The 17427-nt window shown below is 71.6% G+C and carries 21 protein-coding genes and 1 pseudogene; 1 reads left to right on the plus strand and 21 read right to left on the minus strand.

Annotated elements, in window-relative coordinates; all coding sequences use genetic code 11:
• Positions 1-13: 13 nt before the first annotated feature.
• From QQY66_RS33660 to QQY66_RS33740, 18 genes and pseudogenes are all read right to left on the minus strand, one after another.
• Entirely contained in the window at positions 14-979 is a 966-nt protein-coding gene (locus QQY66_RS33660) for an alpha/beta fold hydrolase (RefSeq protein ID WP_301984075.1), read from the minus strand.
• A gap of 255 nt (positions 980-1234) precedes the next feature.
• On the minus strand, positions 1235-2053 hold the full coding sequence (locus tag QQY66_RS33665) for a hypothetical protein (RefSeq protein ID WP_301984076.1): 819 nt from the start codon (positions 2051-2053) through the stop codon (positions 1235-1237).
• Between the two features lie 26 nt (positions 2054-2079).
• Entirely contained in the window at positions 2080-2550 is a 471-nt protein-coding gene (locus tag QQY66_RS33670) for a DUF317 domain-containing protein (protein WP_301984078.1), read from the minus strand.
• The gene (locus QQY66_RS33675) at positions 2547-3293 is read right to left on the minus strand and encodes a DUF317 domain-containing protein (RefSeq protein WP_301984079.1); all 747 of its coding nucleotides are present in this window, start codon (positions 3291-3293) and stop codon (positions 2547-2549) included. The genes QQY66_RS33670 and QQY66_RS33675 overlap by 4 nt, the downstream gene beginning before the upstream one ends.
• 175 nt (positions 3294-3468) lie before the next feature.
• Positions 3469-4059: pseudogene (locus tag QQY66_RS50525) on the minus strand (DUF317 domain-containing protein); the annotation flags it as partial.
• Between the two features lie 179 nt (positions 4060-4238).
• Positions 4239-5180 carry a DUF317 domain-containing protein gene (locus tag QQY66_RS33680; RefSeq protein WP_301984080.1) on the minus strand — a complete coding sequence of 314 codons (942 nt, stop codon included), beginning with the start codon at positions 5178-5180 and terminating at the stop codon, positions 4239-4241.
• 115 nt (positions 5181-5295) lie between these two features.
• The gene (locus QQY66_RS33685; protein ID WP_301984081.1) at positions 5296-6099 is read right to left on the minus strand and encodes a DUF317 domain-containing protein; all 804 of its coding nucleotides are present in this window, start codon (positions 6097-6099) and stop codon (positions 5296-5298) included.
• Complete coding sequence (locus QQY66_RS33690) at positions 6096-6935, minus strand: hypothetical protein (protein ID WP_301984082.1); 840 nt, start codon at positions 6933-6935, stop codon at positions 6096-6098. The genes QQY66_RS33685 and QQY66_RS33690 overlap by 4 nt, the downstream gene beginning before the upstream one ends.
• Before the next feature lie 31 nt (positions 6936-6966).
• Positions 6967-7566: a hypothetical protein gene (locus QQY66_RS33695; protein ID WP_301984083.1), complete on the minus strand. Its 600-nt coding sequence runs from the start codon at positions 7564-7566 to the stop codon at positions 6967-6969.
• 58 nt (positions 7567-7624) lie between these two features.
• Complete coding sequence (locus QQY66_RS33700; protein ID WP_301987578.1) at positions 7625-9418, minus strand: type IV secretory system conjugative DNA transfer family protein; 1794 nt, start codon at positions 9416-9418, stop codon at positions 7625-7627.
• A 214-nt stretch (positions 9419-9632) separates the two neighbouring features.
• Positions 9633-10229: a hypothetical protein gene (locus tag QQY66_RS33705; protein ID WP_301984084.1), complete on the minus strand. Its 597-nt coding sequence runs from the start codon at positions 10227-10229 to the stop codon at positions 9633-9635.
• A 13-nt stretch (positions 10230-10242) separates the two neighbouring features.
• The gene (locus tag QQY66_RS33710; RefSeq protein ID WP_301984085.1) at positions 10243-11064 is read right to left on the minus strand and encodes a DUF317 domain-containing protein; all 822 of its coding nucleotides are present in this window, start codon (positions 11062-11064) and stop codon (positions 10243-10245) included.
• Positions 11061-11429 (minus strand): hypothetical protein, encoded by a 369-nt coding sequence (locus QQY66_RS33715; protein WP_301984086.1) that lies wholly within the window; start codon positions 11427-11429, stop codon positions 11061-11063. The genes QQY66_RS33710 and QQY66_RS33715 overlap by 4 nt, the downstream gene beginning before the upstream one ends.
• A 92-nt stretch (positions 11430-11521) precedes the next feature.
• A complete protein-coding gene (locus tag QQY66_RS33720) occupies positions 11522-12319 on the minus strand; it encodes a DUF317 domain-containing protein (RefSeq protein WP_301984087.1) in 798 nt (265 codons plus the stop codon).
• Entirely contained in the window at positions 12316-12705 is a 390-nt protein-coding gene (locus QQY66_RS33725; RefSeq protein WP_301984088.1) for a hypothetical protein, read from the minus strand. Before QQY66_RS33725 ends, QQY66_RS33720 begins: the two co-directional genes overlap by 4 nt.
• A 265-nt stretch (positions 12706-12970) precedes the next feature.
• Entirely contained in the window at positions 12971-13741 is a 771-nt protein-coding gene (locus QQY66_RS33730) for a DUF317 domain-containing protein (protein WP_301984089.1), read from the minus strand.
• A gap of 37 nt (positions 13742-13778) precedes the next feature.
• On the minus strand, positions 13779-14192 hold the full coding sequence (locus QQY66_RS33735) for a hypothetical protein (RefSeq protein ID WP_301984090.1): 414 nt from the start codon (positions 14190-14192) through the stop codon (positions 13779-13781).
• A gap of 55 nt (positions 14193-14247) precedes the next feature.
• Entirely contained in the window at positions 14248-15003 is a 756-nt protein-coding gene (locus QQY66_RS33740) for a hypothetical protein (RefSeq protein WP_301984091.1), read from the minus strand.
• Between the two features lie 81 nt (positions 15004-15084).
• Between QQY66_RS33740 and QQY66_RS33745 the strand changes: the two genes are divergently transcribed.
• The gene (locus tag QQY66_RS33745; RefSeq protein ID WP_301984092.1) at positions 15085-15321 is read left to right on the plus strand and encodes a hypothetical protein; all 237 of its coding nucleotides are present in this window, start codon (positions 15085-15087) and stop codon (positions 15319-15321) included.
• Here QQY66_RS33745 and QQY66_RS33750 read toward each other — a convergent pair.
• The 3 genes from QQY66_RS33750 to QQY66_RS33760 are packed head-to-tail and all read right to left on the minus strand — an operon-like array spanning position 15318 to position 17394.
• A complete protein-coding gene (locus QQY66_RS33750) occupies positions 15318-16169 on the minus strand; it encodes a hypothetical protein (protein ID WP_301984093.1) in 852 nt (283 codons plus the stop codon). The genes QQY66_RS33745 and QQY66_RS33750 overlap by 4 nt on opposite strands.
• Before the next feature lie 8 nt (positions 16170-16177).
• Positions 16178-16960: a hypothetical protein gene (locus tag QQY66_RS33755; protein ID WP_301984094.1), complete on the minus strand. Its 783-nt coding sequence runs from the start codon at positions 16958-16960 to the stop codon at positions 16178-16180.
• Positions 16957-17394 (minus strand): hypothetical protein, encoded by a 438-nt coding sequence (locus QQY66_RS33760; protein WP_301984095.1) that lies wholly within the window; start codon positions 17392-17394, stop codon positions 16957-16959. Before QQY66_RS33760 ends, QQY66_RS33755 begins: the two co-directional genes overlap by 4 nt.
• Positions 17395-17427 lie beyond the last annotated feature (33 nt).

Below are 17427 nucleotides of genomic sequence, written 5' to 3' on the forward strand. Positions count from 1 at the left end.
TGAATCCCGGCACCTAGTGAAATTGCTCGGAAAGCGGGGAGTTCGGAAATGATGGGTCCTGGGGGAGGTGAGGGTGGGGGTGTGGCCCGACGGCGAGGTGGGCGATGCGGGCGCTGATGAGTGCGGGGTGGCGGATGGGCAGGGCGTGCGTGGTGCGGGGGAGGAGTTCCAGGCCGGCGCTGGGGAGGCGGTCGGCCAGTTGTGCGGTGTGGGCGGCGGGGATGTGCCGGTCGTCCGCGCCGGCGATCAGCAGCAGCCGCCCGCCGAGCTGCTCCAGCCCGGGCAGGTGGCGGGCCCGGTAGTCGCGCAGGGACTGCCAGAGTGTGGCGAGATCGGCGGTGGGGGTGTGGGTCACGCCGTGGCGGCACGACGGCGGTCTATCTCCCGGCCCGGTGTTGGGGCGGGGTGTGAGGGTGTATCGGTTGGTGTCGGGCAGAAGGCGTCGCACCCGGTCCACGGCCTGGGGCGCGTGGGTGCAGGCGAGGGCGAACAGGCTGCGTCCGGCGGCCAGAAGCAGGGCGCGCGGGCTGCGGCCGGGCAAGATGATTGCCCCTCGTGCGGTGGCCGACAGCAGCACCATGCCCCGGATTCGGGGCAGGAGTTGGGGTTGAAGGGCGGTGAGTTCCTGGAGGACGAGTGCGCCCAGGGAATGGCCGGCGAGCACCAGGGGCCCGGTAGGGGCGAGGGCAAGCAGGATCTGGTTCAGGTCGTCGGCCAGCTGCTCGATGGTCAGCGGTGCTCGGCCGCGCGGGGTGTGGCCGTGCGCGCGCTGGTCGTAGCGCACAACGCTGAAGCCCAGGCCGGTCAGGTGTCGGGCGTGGAGGCGCCACAGGTCCGCGGTGACCGACGCGCCGTGCACCAGCACGATCGTCGTGCCTTCGGGCCGCGGGCGGGCCGGGGCGTCTCGGTAGACGGCCAACGGGGTGCCATCAGCGGCGAACGCTGTCAACACCTCGGTGATGTAAGGGGATGGGGACACAGGGAGACCTCGGGGCGGGGGGAAAGCGAGCAACGGGGCCGGTGGTACGGCGTGCACCGCGCGGGTGGCAGGCGACGCTGAGCCGTCACCGGCCGCGTGCGGGGCACGGCATGGGCCGGGCGGGCGCAGAAGGTGAACGGTCGCCGGCGTGCCACGGGCGCCTTGGGCGCTCTGCAGGGGCAGGGCTCGCTGCTGCGGCGGGTACAGGCCGGTAGTCGCGTCGTGGGCGTGGGGAAATCCGGCTCAGGTTGGCGTTCAACGCGCCTGTGGGCGGCTGGTGTTCGACGCGAGCGGCGCGGCGATGCGGGGGGTGGCAAGCGCGGGAGTGGGCGGGCGGCCCAGCGTGGCGGCGAGGGTGCGGCAGCCCTCGGTGGTGAGGTGGATGCGCTGGTCGTGCAGCAGGAGGGGGCATTCCTCCCGCTTGACGAGGTCGCGGGCTTCCAGGGAGCGGATCGTGCTGATGGTGACCCGGGCGTCGCCGCGTCGCACGAAGGGCTTGTCGTTGAGGCGGTCGAGCGTCATGTCACCGCGGGCGGCGGCCTCAAGCGCCGCGTGCTGAGTGGGCGAGAGGGAAGGTGGCCGGTGATTGGGGGTGAGGTGCTGGCGGCGCATCTGCCGGGCGAAGGTGTCGGCAGCGGTTAGGCAGTCCTCGGCGCCGAGCGCGGTCAGCTGGAGTGCCAAGGTCACCCGCTGGCCTGCCTCCAGCAGTGCCCGCCGGTAGGCCGTCGCCATGTCCTCGGGATCGGTGGTGGGCCGGTGGGCGTCGTGGAGGAAGTCGACGGCGTCCAGGAGGTGGTCGGCGGCGGCGGTGGCCAGGGCGGCGAGCTGTTTCGTTCGGGCGAGACCCGCGAGGATGGCGGGGGAGCGGTAGAGCATCAGGCCGCGCAGCAGGTCGGGCACGTCCAGTGCTCCGCGGGCCAGGGCCTGGGTGCGGGGGATGTGCCGGCTGAGGTTGCTGGCGGGGTCGGGGCCGCGCAGCAGTGTGATGGCCGAGAGGGCGTCGTGGTGGCGGGTGAACTCGGTGCCGAGGGCCAGCAGGCGTTCGGGAACAGCGAAGGGTGAGGGCGCAGTCATGTTTTCTGGCGGGGAGGTTGAGAAGGTCAGCGGCGCCGGGCCTGGGTGTGTTGGGCTTGAGCGATGGCGTGGTGGACCTGTGGGTTGACGGCCGCGCCGCGAACGGGGGTGATCAGGGCGTCGCCCATGTCACGGGCTAGGCAGGGGATCTCCCGCAAGGAGCGCTCGACTGGCTCGGACGTCGACAGGTGCGCGAAGAACTGAGCGATCAGCTCCTGGGGCGTGTCTTGGGTGAAGGTCGCGGTCCAGTGGGTGTCGAAGCCGTCATGCACCGAGTGCCGCACCTGCCATGCAGTCTCGGCGTCCGGCACGTGGCGCACAGTGCAGTGGCCGTCGGGGGATGTGTGGGTTTCCGCGCTGTGTCGTTGTGCTGGGCGTAGCGGTCGGCGAGAGCCAACAGCCGTTCCACGCAGGTCGGTGGTGCGGGCATGTCGAACAGCGGGGCGTGGGGTGGTGTGGTCATTGAAGGGCGTGAATCCAGGCGCGGGAGGGGTCAACGGCCCGCTCTGCGGGCGGTGGGCCGAGTGACTGGCCGTGTGGGGGAGACGGAGTGGGGCCGACCCGTGGCGGTGAGCGGGGCTGTCTCGTGCGGCTCGCCGGGTGTCTGGATGACGACGTACGGGTCGGGGACCGCGCCCTTGGCCCGTTGAACGGGTTCGGAGCGGGCCAGGGCGGTGGCGAACGCGGTGATGAGGTGCGGGGGTACACCGTGGAACTCGGCGCTCCAGAAGTAGGAGCCGAGGTGTATGGCGGCTTCGGCGGTCCAGGAGCCCGCAGATGAGGCACCGAGGCCGGTGTGCCGGGACAGGGCCAGGGACCCGGAGGGGTGTCGGGCAGTTTCGTCGTCTTGCTCGCAGCCGTAGTACCGCCAACCGGCTGTGGTCAGCAGGTGCCAGACGTCGGCGGACGTGTCGGGGGCCGGGTGCAGGAGGGCGCCGGTGAATTCGGCGAGGATCTCGCAGGGGGTGTTCCCGCCGAATTCTGCGCTCCAGGGCTGGCGGTCGTGGGTGCCGGTGATATGCCACCACGGCGTGTACGCCGAGGGGACGGGGCGCAGGGCCACCGTCAGCCCGCCGCCGGGGCTGGTGTAGATGAAGTGCGCGGTGTCCGCTCTTGAGTGGTTCATCCAGTCGGCGGCTTGCAGGGGCTGGGTGATCAGGCGAGGGTCGCCGGGGCCGGCGAGGTGGCGGGGGGAGGTCGCGTACAAGGCGTCGCCGGAGTCCGCATGGGGGGAAGTCATTGTCTCCCAGGGGTGGTTGGTGTGCGCTGCGCCGTTGTCGGGGCTGTCGGGCAGGGGTAGGGGCCTGGCGTGTGGGAGGGGTGAGCGTCGTGTCGTGGACGAGGGTGATCGTTGCGGAGCTGGCGTTGTGTGCGAGGAACGCAGGGCTGCCGAAGGTGCGCTCGACGGGCGTCGTGCCGGCGAGAGCGGCGAAGAACTGGGCGACCAGCTGGGGCGGGGTGGCGCGGGTCCAGCGGGCACTCCAGCGGGTGCCGGCGTTGCCCGGCAGGCTGTGCCGCACCGTCCAGCGGGTCTCGGCGTCCGGGGTGTGCGTGAGGACGCAGTGGCCGTCAGAAGACGTGAACACGGTCGCCGGCCCGTCGGTGGCCGTGATCCAACCGTTGTGGTCCGCGATCTCAACGAACGTGCTTGTGTCGAGGGGGAATTGCTTGGTGTGCCGGTCATCGCCGAGGAACCATGGCAGCGCATGGACGAGGGCGGCGATCGCTTCGGCGGGCGTTCGTCCGCTGAAGCGGGCCTGCCAGTAGGGCTCGTGGTGGCTGATCCGCCACCAGGTCTCGTCCGCCCTGGTCGGTGTGACGTCGATGAGGACGCTGTGGCAGGGGCTGTCCAGCATCACGTGGCTGGTCGCCGGGTCGTGGGCGTAGCGCCATCCGGACCGGTGGATCAGCGCTCCGAGTACGGAGTCGAGGCGCTCCCCAGTCTGCTGTCGGCTGCATGACCGGGGGGAGACCCGCGCGCGGCCGGTGGGCGCGTGGTCCGTCATCGCCGGAGGCCGGCTGCCTGCGGTGCAGCAGGGGACGCTACGGACGGTGTGCGGGTGGAGACCTTGACCGCTGGCTTGCGCTGGGCCAGGGCCTGCCGGCCCTCGGCGGTGACCGTGGCGGGCGAGCGCGCGGGGGCCTTCGGCGGCTGTGTTGCGCTGGAGCCCGGCGGCGGAGATGTTCAGCGGCGCGGGCCCGGCTTCACGGCGGGGGCAGCGATGGCGGGCGGCCGTGTGGTGGTCGACCAGCGCGGAACGCTGACGGTTGCCAGTGCAGGACCGCGAGCCGCCCGGGTACGGGCGAGGTCCCGCGGGGTGGGCACCGCCGCAGGCCGGGGCGCCGTGGGGGCGTCTGGCTTCAGCGGGCGCAGGTGGGCGTGGCACTCGCGCGGCACGCAGGCGCGTTCACGGGAGATTGGCGCCGGATCGGCCAGAGCCGTGGCGAAGGCTGCGACTAGGTGGGCGGGGGTGGCGCTGTGGAAGTCGGCCTCCCACAGCGTCCGCCGCGCATCCGGGGTGGCAAGGATATCCTCGCGTGCCACGCCTCGTCCCGGGCCACTGTGTGCCCGCCGAATGAGGAGGGAGGGCGGGTATTCCAGGCGGGCCAGCCGGTCGGGCGAGGTGGCGGTGATGTGCCAGCCGTCCACGGTGATGTGCCAGCGGGCGGCGTGCAGGACTTCCCACACCGTCTCCGGATGGTCATCGCGCTCGCGGTAGGGCTCGTCGTCCCATCGGCCCGCGGTGACGTCGGCGTCCAGGGCGGCGGTGACGGCGGCGACGATCTCGGGCGGGGTCTCGTCGGTGAAGGCCGCGGTCCACGTCGGTGGGGCGTGCAGATCCGTGCGGCAGCGGATCTGCCACAAAGCGGTGGCGTCCGGCATCAGTTCGGATGTTTCTGGGACGTAGGCGATGCGGAGCTGGCTGCCCATGGTCGTGACGTAGAAGTTGCCCATCTCGTCACTCATGTCGTGCCAGTAGTGATGGGTCAGCGGGACGAAGGCGTCGGTCCCGCAGTAGGCACTGCCGGCGAGGTAGCCAGGGGCGACGAGGACATCGTCATCGCTACGGTCACGGCCGGCCCGCTGCGTGCGGCGCAGGCCGGGGTCGGGGCGGGGTTCGGGCACAGAGGAGTCCAGTGGTCGGGAAGAGACGGAACGCTTCGGACCGCCGTCAGGTGCCGGCATCCAAACGGCCCAGGCGGCGGAGCCTGAGCCGTGCCGAAGAGGCCGGGCGGGAAGGTCAACGGCGTGATCGTGTGGGGTTGGCAAGGCGCAGGTGCGCCGGTGTTCGGGCCACGGATACAACGCTGGCCGATGACCGGGCGGTGGCGCGGGCAGCGTGAGTTTGGGTGCGGGCCGCCGCAGAACGAATGGTCAGGAAGGGCAGGTGGCGCTCGGGGAGGTCGCGCGCCTTGCGGCGTACGGGGTCCGGGCGGGAGAAGGCGTCGGCGGTGGCGGCGATCAGGTGCAAAGGGGTGCGGCTGGTGAAGTCGGCGTACCAGCGCGGTCCGCCCGCGGCCTCGACGCGGGTGTACAGGGTCCAGGCGGCACAGACCTCGCCTTCCAGTTCGGTGTGGTCGGCCTCGCCGAGGTTGAGGCGGAGGTAAGCGTGGCCGTCCGGGGCGTGCTGGTAGCGGAAGAGAGGGCCGAGGTCGTCCCTCCAGCCGCGCACGGTCAGAACATCGCCAGGGCTGGCAAGTGTGTGGTGGGGACCACCGGGCCGATGGTCACGGTGGTCGTCGGGCAGACCGCGAACGAGCGTGGTGGTGAAGGCGGAGACGATCTCGGCAGGGGTATCGCGGGTGAAGTGAGCGGTCCAGTCGGGGACGGCCAGCGGCTCGCGGGCGTAGGAGATCGTCCAGCCGTCGGGAAGGTCGGCGATCTGCGCGCGCAGACAAGGGCTGGAGAACATCCGCCCGGCAGGCGTGCGTGCCTCAGCCCAGCCCGCTGCGTGGAGCGGTCTGGTGACCACGGTGGAGTTGCCGGGGCCGGCCAGGTAGACGGGGCTGACCAGGACGCGGTCCGTCGGGGCGAAGCCGGTCATCGCGTGCGCCCTGCGGCGGCCTGCATGGCCGCAGGACGCGTCACGGCCGCTGTTCGGGCGGGGGTCGTGGTGGGCTTGTACTGGGCGAGGGCACGATGGCCTTCGGCGGTGACGTCAAGGCGCTGGCCCTGGTGCAGGGATGTCGTGGTGTCCACTGCGACGAATCCTCGCTTGATCAGGGCGTTGAGGGTGGCGACGTTCACGGTGGCCCGGTCCTTGTCGATGACCTTGAGCACGCCGTACCGGCTGATCACGTAACGGGTGCCACCACTTGCGGACAGCCGGGCGAGGACGGCGTACTGACTGTCCGTGATCTTCGGCGCCGGTGTCGCCTGGTTCTGTTCGGCGTGCTGCTTCAGGTCCCGGGTGATGCCGCTGGCGAGGTAGTAGCAGCCGGTGTGGGCCAGGTTGAGCTGGTGGGCGGCGTCCGCGAGGTGCTCCGCCATGGCGGGGACCGCCTCCGCGTGCCGCGCCGTCCGCACAGCTGCTTCATCGGCCGGCGGGCCGGGGAACGGGGCGCCCTCCAGCGGGTTGGCCTCCAGCGCGCAGGACAAGTCGCATGCGGCGATACTGGCGGCGGAGACGACGGAGGCGAGTGCTTCGAGGGACGGGCGGCTGCCGGGTACGGCGGTGTACTGGCTGCCGTCGAGGGCGGCGAGGCGGAACATGGCCTGTTGGACCAGCTCGTTCGTGTCCACGATCTTCGCCGTGAGCTGCTGCCGGGCATCGGTGCCGGGGGTGAGGGTGAGCGAGCGGATCTCGCTGTGCAAGTCCTCGAAGTCGCTGCCGAGTTGCCGCAGGCGGAAGATCTCGGCTTGCAGGTCGATCTGGCGCATGGTGCAGTGCTCCGGGTGAGGCGGACGTGGGTCAGCGGCTGCGTCGCTGGACCTGTGTGGTGGGCGGCTGTGCGGGGGCGGCACCGGGGCGGGATGGTGCCGGTGGGATGTCCTGCGTGGTCGCGATGCCGAGGTCGATGCGCACGCTGATGCCGTCGGCGTAGAGGTAAGCCTCGGCGCGGACAACGGCCATGAGGGCGTCGCGCTCACCGAGTCCGGGTGGCAGTGCGTACTGCCGCTTCGCCCCCGCTGGGGTGAAGCCGTGCTGGGCGAGGATGGCGTCGGCCTGGCCCGGGGCCGCGGTCGCGGTGACCGCGTGGTCGGTGAAGCGGATGGTTACGTCGGGCTCGCGTGACGGTGTTGCGCCGTGCTGGCGTGTGGTCCAGGCCAGGTCGACGCCGTCGAGGGTGTGGGCCATGAGCCCGTAGGCCGCGACGCTGGCGCGTTCCTGTGCCTCCTCGGCGGTCTCAGGCGGCAGGAGGTAGAGGGTGCGGCCCTGGTGCTCGCGGGCGGTGAATCCCGCTCCGGTCAGGATGTGGGCGGCGTTGGGGATAGGGCGGTTGAGGACGACGAAGGTCCATCCGTCGCCGGTTGAGCCGATGAAGACGTCGTGGTGGTCGATGAGAGCCATGCTGCTCCGGAGGGTCGTGGTGCGCTGAGTGCGAACCGGGGGGTGTGGCGCAGCCCGGTTAGGCGGCCGTGCCGTAGTCGCCTGGCTGGGGTGCGTGCTTGGCGACGGCGCGGGCGGTGATGGCCTTCGACGCACGGGCGGAGGCGGCGGACAGCTCGTCAGCGCCGGGCTCCAGGTACCAGGGACGCAGGTCGAGCATCGCGGCGCGCATGCCGGTGGCGAAGCACAGCGCGGTGCCCTTGGGCAGGGCCCGGATGGCGTCGGCCGGCAGGATCCGCTCCTGCCGCATTGACACGGAGGTCGACTTGCCGGACTCCGAGTGCGAGGTCGAGGTGGTCTCGACATCGTGATCGCCGATCAAGCGGCTGAGCTTGTCGGCGAAGTCGGGGTCGTCGATGCCGCTGCCGATGATCTTGAGGGTCGAGGCGGACCACATGGCGTCCATGCCCGCGTCGCCCCACACTTTCTGGCCCTGGCGGTAGGACTGCAGGATCGTGATCGGGATGATCCCGCGTGAGCCCAAGTGTGAGTACAGGTCCGGCAGATCGCTGATCTTGCACACGTTGGCGGCCTCGTCGAGGATCGCCAGCATGGGCGGGTCGAGGCGCCCGCCAGCGCGTTCGGCCTGCGCCGTGGCCGCGCGCATCACGGAGTCCGCGCACGCGGCGATCAGTGCGCTGGCGCCGCCCCCGCCGTCCTTCGACAGCAGGTAGAGGGTGTCGGTGGAGCGAACGAACTCCGAGGGGCGAAACTCTGGGACGTCCTTTTGTGGGGTGACCCAGGCGGCGATCTCGGAGTTCAGCAGGGCGGCGGCGTACTGGCGGGCTGTTTCGTAGATGCCGTCGCGGGTCTCGGGCGGGCCTTCGACGGTGCCCTTGAGCTGGGCAGCGACCGCGGTGAACTGGTGGTCGCGCAGGATGTCCAGCGGGGTGCGGTCGGCCGGGAAGGCGAGCCACTGCATGACGTCGGTGATCGGCCGCTCGTCCAGCGCCGCGGCGAGGAACAACTGACTCAAGATGTTGGATCCGGCCTTGGACCAGAAGTCGCCCTGCTGGGAGGCATCCACGGATGCGGCGAGGAAGTGGCCGGCCAGGCGGCCTGCGCCGTCGAGGGTCTTGGCGTCCGCGAGCGGGTTCCACCACATGGCGCGTTCGGCGTGGGCGATCTGCTGCGGATCCATCTCCCACGTCCGGCCCACCGCCGCTCGGGCGTCGAGCGTGGCGGTGTATGCGTCACCCGCGGCCTTGTTGGACGTGAGCAGGACCGGGCCGGGAGCGTTGAGGATGGAGGGGATCGCGAGCGAGGTGGTCTTGCCGGAGCGCGGCGCCATGATCGCGACGGCGACGTCCTCGTACCCCATGCGGACTTCGTGGCGGGTGCCCTGGAGGTTGCCGAGCAAGATGCCGGTGTCGGTGGCGTCGATGCGCTTGACGTCCTTCAAGCTGGGGCGCAGGGAGCGGGCCTTGGCGGTGATGGCCTTCGCCATGAGCGGCTCGATGTCCTTCGGCTTGGCCATTCCGGCGATCTTCTTCTTCCGCCCGCCTGCGGAGTTCTTCTGCCGCGAGTAGACGAGCGCGGCGGTGACGGCGAGGGCGATCATGACGGTGACGGGGATGATGCGGGCGCCGATGAGCAGGGACGTTTCTCCGGCTGTTGGCCACAGTCGGCTTGGGTGCAGGAGCGCGTCGACCGGTTGGTACGGCGCCCAGGGACCGGAGTGGGTTGCCTGGACGAGGAGGTTGCCGCACAGCCAGGCGAGGTTGGACAAGGGGACGGCGATCGCGAGGGCGCCGAGCAGGACGCGGAAGGCGAGGTCGTAGCCGTCGGTGCTGGGGGTGGTGTGATTGGGCAGGGCGCAGTTCCAGGGGAGCGGGAGTCGTGGGCAGGTGGCTACCGGACGCGGGCGGCTGGTGTCGGGTGCGGCCGGGCCGGTAGTGCTGCAGTGGGGTGTGCTGTCACCGGGGTCCGGGCCAGGAATCTGCGGGCGGCGTCCGGGATGCTGGGGTCGCCGCCTCCTGCCAGGTGACGCGGGGTGCCGAAGCTGACGCCGTCGGTGTCGGACACGGTCACCTGCGCGCCGGGCTGGGCCGGCCGGTGAGTGGGGCCGCTGTCGCGGTCGGTGCCGGGGCCAGGGCCGAGGGGGCGTGCCGGGCGGCGGTGTGAATGTCCCGGATGGCATGGCCGTGGGTGGCCCAGTCATCGAGGGCACTCCATGCCTCGGCGTGGTGGACGGCGAGCGCGTCGTCGAAGACCTCGGTCCCGGGGCCGGCGTCGGCGGGGAGATGCTCGCGGGTCTGCAGCCACTCGTCGTGCAGGGCATCGAGCCGGTCGAGCGCGTTGCGCAGGGCGCCGAGTTGCCACGCCCAGCGGGCCTGTACTGCGCCGGCGGGCAGGGCGTTGAGCTGGATCTCGGCGGTGGCGAGCAGCTGGTGTGCTCCCTCGCGAACGCACTCGAACGCCTTGGCCGTGTCGGCGTCGCGGTGGGCGGCGCGCCGCCCGTACGTCTCGTCGCCGTATGGCCAGCCGTCGGCGTCGGTGTGCTGGTCGGAGTAGGTGTCCCAGTCGGAGAGGATCTTCTCGCTCTCGTGCAGGTATCGGCCGAGCTGCTCCAGCAGCTCGGCATGAGCCGAGGGCGATGGAAGTGAGGGCACGGAAAGACTCATGGGGTGGAGTGGGCTATCGGCTGTGGGCGGTGGGCGTCGTACGAGGGGGCGTCGCCGGGGCCAGCGCGGTGGTGAGGGCTTGCTGACGGCGCCGGTGTGCGCGGGATCGGCGGCGGAGGCTGTCGATACGGCGGCGGTAGACGTCGATGACCTGCTCGGGAGTGAGCGGGCTGGGTTTCTGTACGGCGCTGTAGTGGGCGACGCGGTCGAACATGCCGCGCTGGAGTGGTTCGGGGCTGGTGAGCGCGGCGATGAAGCCCCCGACCAGATGGGTGGGGGTGTCGCTCGCGAACGAGGCGTGCCACAGGCGCGGGCCACCCTCGGACTTGCCGGCGTCGATGTGCCATGAGCGGGCCGCGTTGCTGCTGGCCAGAGCTCGCGTTTCCACGGCGACCATGCCGTCGGGCGAGTGGGCCCGGCCTTCGTCATCGACCGGCCAGCCTGCGGTGGACAGCATCTGCCAGGGGTCCGGTTGCGGCTTGCGGGGCGCGGCGACAAGGGCGTCGGTGAGCCCGGCGAGAACCTCGGCTGGCAGGAGTTCTCCGAACTCGGCATACCAGCCGGGTTCGGTGGCGGTTGCCTTGGCCCGCAGCCGCCACCAGGCGCTGGTGGTGGACTGCGGGTCGAACTGCAGGCTGTAGCGCAGGCCGGGGCTGGTGAGCACAATGTCGGGGCCGAGGGGGTCGGACGTGCGATTCCATCCGGCTGCGGCCAGGCCGTGTGTGACGTAGCGGGCGTCACCGGGGCCGGCCAGGTGACGGGGCGTGGTGTCGAACGGGATGCGCCAGGCGATCTGATCGGCATACTCGGTCAGCTGCCGCTCTGACAGCGTCACGAACGGTCCTGCGCTGTCGTGGGTTCCTGGTGCAGCAGGGCCCGCACTTCGTCGAGCGCGTAGTGCAGCGTGTGCTGTTCGGTCTGCTCCCACGCCGCGGTGCGTAGATCGGCGATGAGGGCGTGGAAGTCGGCGCTGCGCATGGCCGGGCTGTTGGTGACCGCTCGGGCGAAGGCCCGCAACACATCGCCGAGCTGGATGGGCAGGCCGGTGTATTCGTCGAGCAGCGGCTCCATGAGGGCGAGAGCTGTGTGCAGGTCGGGGTTGCCGCGCAGATAGACGGTGAGCTGCGACAGGGTCTCGGCGGCGTCGCGGATGTCGTCGGGGGTGGGGTCGACGTCCGTGTCCGGGAAGTGGTCGGGCATGAAGGGTCCTCGGAATTGAGCGGGGAGCGGGCCCGGGCGGCAGGTTCCCTGGTGCGGGGGCTGTGCCGGCCCAGGGGCGCGGTCGTGTCTGGTCAGCGGCTATGTGCGCGGCCGGCCGTGGAGTAGGGGTCAGGGGCGGGGTTGCGGCGGGGCCGGGTGGTGCCCCACGAGTTGCGCGCCCAGGTCGCGGCGCGGGCGGCGGTGATCCGGGCCTGCTGCCAGGCGCTGAGTTCTTCAGGCAGCACGGAGACGGATGTGGTGCGGATCCGGTTGGACGGTGGGACGTGCCCGCGCGGACGCATCACCGGCTGCGGATCGGCCAGAGCGGTGGTGAACGCCTGGAGGAGATGCATCGGGGTGGTCGGTGTGAATGTCGCGTCCCAGGTCCGGCCATGCTCGGTACGGGCTCCGGCGAACCAGTGGGCCTGCCCGGCTGGGCCGGTGTGGAACTGCACGAACGCGTCGCCGTCCGGGCTCGTCGCGGTGAACTGCCCATCGTGTTCGGTCCTCCAGCGCTGCTGCTGAAGCGGGGCCCAGACGTTCGGTGCGTGCGCGGAGCGGGGCTGGGTGAGGGCGTCGGTGAACCCGGCGACGATCTCCACGGGGACCTGGCGGCCGAAGGTCGCATGCCAGGCGTCCTGCCGCGCGGTTGGCTTGCCGGAGATGGTCCAGCCGCCGGGCTGGGTGAACGGGTCGTAGCCGACGCGGACCGTGCGGTCGGTGCTGTCGAAGACGAGGCGGCCCCCTGAGGACTTGTCCTTCCAGCCGGAGGCGCGCAGGAATTCGGTGACGTGCCGCAGGTCGCCACCGCCGGCCAGATGGCGGGGCTGGATGAGGTAGTGCTGCTGGGGCTGTTGCCCCGCGCCCCAGCCGGTCCACTGCTTCTTCATCGGCGCCGCCTGACGACGAGGGCGGAGGCGACCGGTTTCGGTGTCGCCGGCAGCGGCGGTGCCGCTGGGTTGGCGAGGGCATCGAGCTGTTCGACGTGCTCGTCGAGGTCCAGACCGATGCTGTGGAGTTCGTTGGCGGCGCGGCCCACCGCCAGCCAGACCTCCGGCGGGAGGATGCCGCGTTCAGAGTGGTGCTTGGCGAACTGGGAGCCGGTGGCCATCAGAGCGGTGAACCGGCCCAGGACGCCGACGTGTTGGTCGAGGACGGTGGCGAGGATGTGGGCGGCCTCGCGGGGTGGAGCGAGGTCGAGGTGTTCGGACAGTCGGCCGATCTGGTCGGCGATCTCCTGGGCGAGTCTCACGGGGGGAACGGGCGGGTCGGTCACGGGCCTCCTGGATCGGGACGGGGGGCGGGGGACTTAGCTGTGGTGGCCGAGGCGGCGGGATGCGTCCAGGGCGGACTCGGGGCGGCCGGTGGCCAGCGGGTTGGCCCTGCCTCGGGTGCTCAGGACGAAGGCGCGCAGGTAGCGGCGGAAGAGGAAGACGGCCAGGCGGGGCGGACGATCAGCGGTGATCGGTGGTGGAGTTTGTCGTGGTGCGAGGGATACGGAAAGCTCCCAAAACGGGTGATGAACCGACGTGGGGGTGTGGTCAGCGGGGGCGGCCGAGGGGAGGGCGGCCGGTAGAGGGCGGTAGTGCGGCAGGCGATGCGCCGGCGAAGCGGCGGCCACGGGCTTCGGCGATCCGTGCTTCGAGCAGCGCCTGCTCGTCGTCGTAGCTGTGTGGGGTCTGGGTGAGACGGGTGTAGGGCCCGCATCCGTACAGCGGTGTTCCGATGGCCATGCGCGGCAGCGGGTCGGGTGAGGCGAGGGTGCGGGTGAACGCGGCGACGACGCCGGGCGGGGTGTGGGTGCTGAAGGTGGCGGTCCACCAGGTATGTCCGTCGACCGTGCAGGCGGCGTGCCAGGGCCCGCGCGTGGGGCTGAGTGCGGTCTCCTCGGTGAAGCGGACCAGGCCGTCCGGTGACACGGCCGTGAGCGTGGAGGCAGCGGCGTCCGCGTTCCAGCCCGCCGCGTGCAACGGGCCGAGGACATCAGGGCGGTGGCGGGAGTCAGGCCCCAGCATGGCATCCACGAGCGCGGTGACGTACTCGACGGGAAGGTGAGCGCCGAGGATTGCTGCCCATTCCCGCCCCGCGGGGGCGGTGGCGGTGGCGCGCAGGCTCCACGTCCAGGCTCCCCGGCGGCTGAGGGTGAGGTGCAGACGGCCGTCGGGGCTGGCCAGGGCGGTGTGCTGGTCGATCGTGGACACGTCCTGCCAGCCGTGGCCGCGCAGTAGCCACTTTGTCAGGTGTTCCCAGTCGCCGCCGCCGGCGAGGTAGCCGGGCGCCGCCAGGACATAGGGGACGGTGGGGTAAGGCATGGGGCTCCAGCAGATGGGACAGAGGGCCTGGGCGAAGTCAGCCAGCGCGGTGCGAGCTTCGGGCCCGGGAGGGCGCCCCGGCTGAGGGTGCGGGCGCGGTGGGTGCGGCGCGCTGGGCTCGGATCTGGGCGGCGGCGCTGCGGTAGGCGGCTTCGTCGAAGAGGTAGTTGGGGATGTGGACGACGTATCCGGCCATCAGCAGCGTGGGAACGGCGCGGGAGGCGAGCTGCTTCTTCTCGTCCTCGCCGAGGTGGGCGGGGGCCTCGTGCCAGACGTAGGTCGGGCCTGCGTCACCTGCGGGCTGGACGGTGTTGCGTTCGAAGCCGAGCTTGTCGAGCAGCGCGAGGAGCTGCTCGGGGGCTCCGGTGGGGGTGTCGGCGTGGACGGTGTCGGTCAGGGGTTTGCGGTAGATCTCGACGTCGGTGCCTTCGTCGTCGGCGCGGTTTCCCATGGGATGGATCTCCTGTTGTCGTGTGGCGGCTCCTTGAAAGCCCCGCTGCTGCTGGTCAACGGGTTCGGTGCGGGGACCGGGCCGGTGAGACGGGCGGCTGGGCCGGCGCGGTGTCCGGGGCGGGTCGGCCGGGCGGGCGGGACAGCAGGACGCCGACGCCCAGTTCAGACAGCCGGTGGCCGACGGCGCGGACGGATGCGGCTACCCGGGCCGAATCGCCGTCGGACAGCACGAACAGGTTCTGTGCCTCGTCGAAAACGAAGCCGTACTCGGTGAGGGCCTTAGCGATGTCGTCACGGTCGGGCTGGGCGGCCACGAGGTCCTCGCCGGACCAGGTCAGCACCACACGCTCCTGCGTGCCGGCCTGTTCGGCGGCGAGGCGGGAGGCGTTGTCCCGCACCTGGGCGAGGGCCTTCTCGTAGCGGGGCAGCAGGCGCAACGAGACGTGCTTGGCGGCGCGGAAGGGGTCTTCGTCGACGGCGATGCCGTCGGGCTCGCGGACGCCGCGGAACGCCTCGACGGGCAGGTCCTCGGGCGCCATGGCGGCGATCAGGAAGCCGTCGTCGTGGCCCTTGCGGTCCATGATGAACAGCCGGGTGCCGTCCGCGCGGCGGGTCAGGACCGCGCAGTAGTCGACGATGTATTCGGCCATGGCGTCGGCGACCTGGTCCATGTCCCAGACATCGGCGGTCAGTTCGTCGTGGTCGGTGTTACCTCCGCGGTCGGGGTGGTACTGGCTGCTCCACTGGCCGGGCAGTTCGCCGGCCAGGACTGCGGCGAAGGAGCCAAGGGAGTCGTCGGGGGCGGGCAAGAGTCTCCTCGGGGGCAAAGGGTGGTGGCTCATCTCCGGCGGCCGGTCGGGGCCGGTGTGGCGGGGAGGGCACGGGGGCTGGTGGGGATACGGGCCGGCGGGCAGGCGCAGACGGCGGACGCTTCCGTCTCGCCCGGGCCCGTCTCGGCGGTGCACGGCCGCCGGGTCGTGGAGCCGGGCGACGAGGACGAACCCGGTGCGCTGCAGGATGCTGTGGGCTCCGGGGTCTCCGCCGCGGGCGAGAACTTCGCCGGAATGAACATCGCGCCTCAGGGGCAGCAGGCGGTCGGCCAGGGGCAACGGGCGGGAACTTTCTAGGGAGTTGATCGAGGAGGGGCGGACGCTGCCGTGGGCCGGGGAACGGGCCGCACAGGGGCGCCAACCGTCTGGTGGGACGCGGCGGACAGGTCTGCGGCGACGGCGTTGAGGTCCTGCTGGATGCCGTGCAGGCGGCGGGCGATCCACTCCAGCTGGTGTTCCGAGGCGGGGCCGTAGGCGTGGGGGAGGGGACCGAGGCGGTGCGCGGCGTGCTCGACGAGAGTGCGCACGGTGGCCAGTGGCCCGGTTGCCTCGTCGGCGAGCTGGTGCAGCAGCTGGGCGAGTTGCGCCGTGGCGCCGACGGCGGTGGCGTGGGGCGGGGGAGGGGCGTGGAAGGGCTGGAGGAGGCCGAGGTCCGTCTCGAGTCGCTGGCACTCTGTCATCAGTCGGCGGTGCAGGTCGGGCTGGGTGGTCCAGGTGCCGTCGGCGCGGATGAGGTTGGCGATCAGGTCGAGGCGCCGGGGTTGGGCTTGGACGGCGATCCAGCGGCAGCCGTTTGTGTCGCCCGGCGTCGCGATGCCGGCGGCTCGGGCGAGCCGGTGGGCGATCTCGGACCACTCGGGGCCGGTAAGTTGGCGGTCGACCGGGGCGAGACGCACATCGGCGTGCCAGATGGCGAAGCGGTCTTCCTGGGGACTCGCGGCGAAGGGATGATTCCACGACGGGACGTCCAGATGAGTCGCCCATTCCTGCGACGTCCAGGTCGGCTGCTTGTCGCCATGGGCGAAGTGGTCCAGGCTGGGCCAGTGGGCGACCGCCGTATGTCCGGTCAGGCCCTCCCGATCGGACACCGGGTGGTCGAGGGCGTCGGCGAGGGCCTCGGCAGCCTCCAGGCTCCGGACGTGCACGCGCGGGATCATCCATGGATCCCTTCCGCGTGGCGGCCGACGAGGTACCGGACGTCGCGGACCGCCGCGATCAGGGAGCGTTCGCGGACGAGGTCGGCGTGGACGGACGCGTCGCCGGGCCGCAGCAGGTCCAGCGCGCGGTCGATCGATGCCAGCGCGGCCCGGTACTCGCCGAGCCCGCGCAGGGCGCCGGCCTCACGGAACAGCGCGATCGGGTCGGTGCGCGAGGCGAACGGTGGCCGGTCGAGGATCTGCAGCATCTGCTCCTCGCGCCCGCGCAGGTCGTGCCCGAGCCACAGCCCGTGCAGCAGCACATGCAACGTCTTGAGGTGGTCGTCCGCGTCGTCGAGGACGTGACGCATGAGGGCGAGGCCCTCGGGCCGGGACTGCCCGAGCAGGGCAAAGGCGTACAGGGCACGGCTGTAGCAGTCCAGGCCGTCTCGTTCCTGCGGCGGGAGCTGTTCAATGAGGGAGGCGAGGGTGGGGCAGCGGAAGTCGTAGCGCAGGGCGCTCAGGTACAGATGCCGCAAGGCCCGGGTGGCGACCGGGTCCGGCCCGGGAGCGAGGGCGTCCTCGGCGCGCAGCAGGCCCAGGACGCTGTGGCCGGCGGCCCGGGCTGTCCACGCGGCATCCGCGCACAGCTGCGCGGATTCCTGCCAGGTCGCGTCGAGTTCGCTCAGGCTGGCGGCCAACTGCGCGGGCCAGTGAACGGCGGGGACGGCCGCTGTGGCGTCGGCGCTGGCGCGCAGCAGCGTCATGGCCCGGCCGGGGCGGCGGGTGGGGAGGGTCACCGGCCACCCCGGGCGTCGGCGCGGTGGACGAGCTGGTTGAGGTGGGTGAGGGAGTACCAGCCGCAGCCGAAGGACCCGCTCCCGAAGGGCACCTTGGGCAGCACGTAGTCCTCCAGGGCGCGCCGGTGGATCAGGCAGTCGGGGCAGTGGCGGAAGAGGTGGATCATGTAGCGGGGGTGGGCGGTGATGAAGGTGCGGTCGCCGCCCTTGGGGTTGCGCAGCCGCCAGCCGTCCTCGTCCGTCGGTGTGTGCCAGGAGGGGGCGACGATGGTCATGACGTCGCCGGACAGGCGGCCGTCGGCGACGCCGGTGGGGATCACGACCGTGTCGCCGGGGGTGAAGTGGGCGTGGGTGATGTCCCGCCTGGCGGTCAGCGTCTCCAGGGAGGGTCTCCAGGCGGCGGGTATGTGCGAGGGGCCGGGAGCGTCGGGCACAGCAAGGGGTCCTTCCACGAGCGGCACGGGGTG

This window comes from Streptomyces sp. DG2A-72, assembly GCF_030499575.1.
In the GTDB taxonomy this organism is placed as follows: Bacteria; Actinomycetota; Actinomycetes; order Streptomycetales; family Streptomycetaceae; genus Streptomyces.

Excerpts from the sequence above, each read along its gene's own strand:
- QQY66_RS33715 (WP_301984086.1), bottom strand. The coding sequence starts at position 11,429 with ATGCCCGACCACTTCCCGGACACGGACGTCGACCCCACCCCCGACGAC.
- QQY66_RS33720 (WP_301984087.1), bottom strand. The coding sequence starts at position 12,319 with ATGAAGAAGCAGTGGACCGGCTGGGGCGCGGGGCAACAGCCCCAGCAG.
- QQY66_RS33695 (WP_301984083.1), bottom strand. The coding sequence starts at position 7,566 with ATGGCTCTCATCGACCACCACGACGTCTTCATCGGCTCAACCGGCGAC.
- QQY66_RS33690 (WP_301984082.1), bottom strand. The coding sequence starts at position 6,935 with ATGCGCCAGATCGACCTGCAAGCCGAGATCTTCCGCCTGCGGCAACTC.
- QQY66_RS33705 (WP_301984084.1), bottom strand. The coding sequence starts at position 10,229 with ATGAGTCTTTCCGTGCCCTCACTTCCATCGCCCTCGGCTCATGCCGAG.
- QQY66_RS33735 (WP_301984090.1), bottom strand. The coding sequence starts at position 14,192 with ATGGGAAACCGCGCCGACGACGAAGGCACCGACGTCGAGATCTACCGC.
- QQY66_RS33675 (WP_301984079.1), bottom strand. The coding sequence starts at position 3,293 with ATGACTTCCCCCCATGCGGACTCCGGCGACGCCTTGTACGCGACCTCC.
- QQY66_RS33665 (WP_301984076.1), bottom strand. The coding sequence starts at position 2,053 with ATGACTGCGCCCTCACCCTTCGCTGTTCCCGAACGCCTGCTGGCCCTC.
- QQY66_RS33685 (WP_301984081.1), bottom strand. The coding sequence starts at position 6,099 with ATGACCGGCTTCGCCCCGACGGACCGCGTCCTGGTCAGCCCCGTCTAC.
- QQY66_RS33730 (WP_301984089.1), bottom strand. The coding sequence starts at position 13,741 with ATGCCTTACCCCACCGTCCCCTATGTCCTGGCGGCGCCCGGCTACCTC.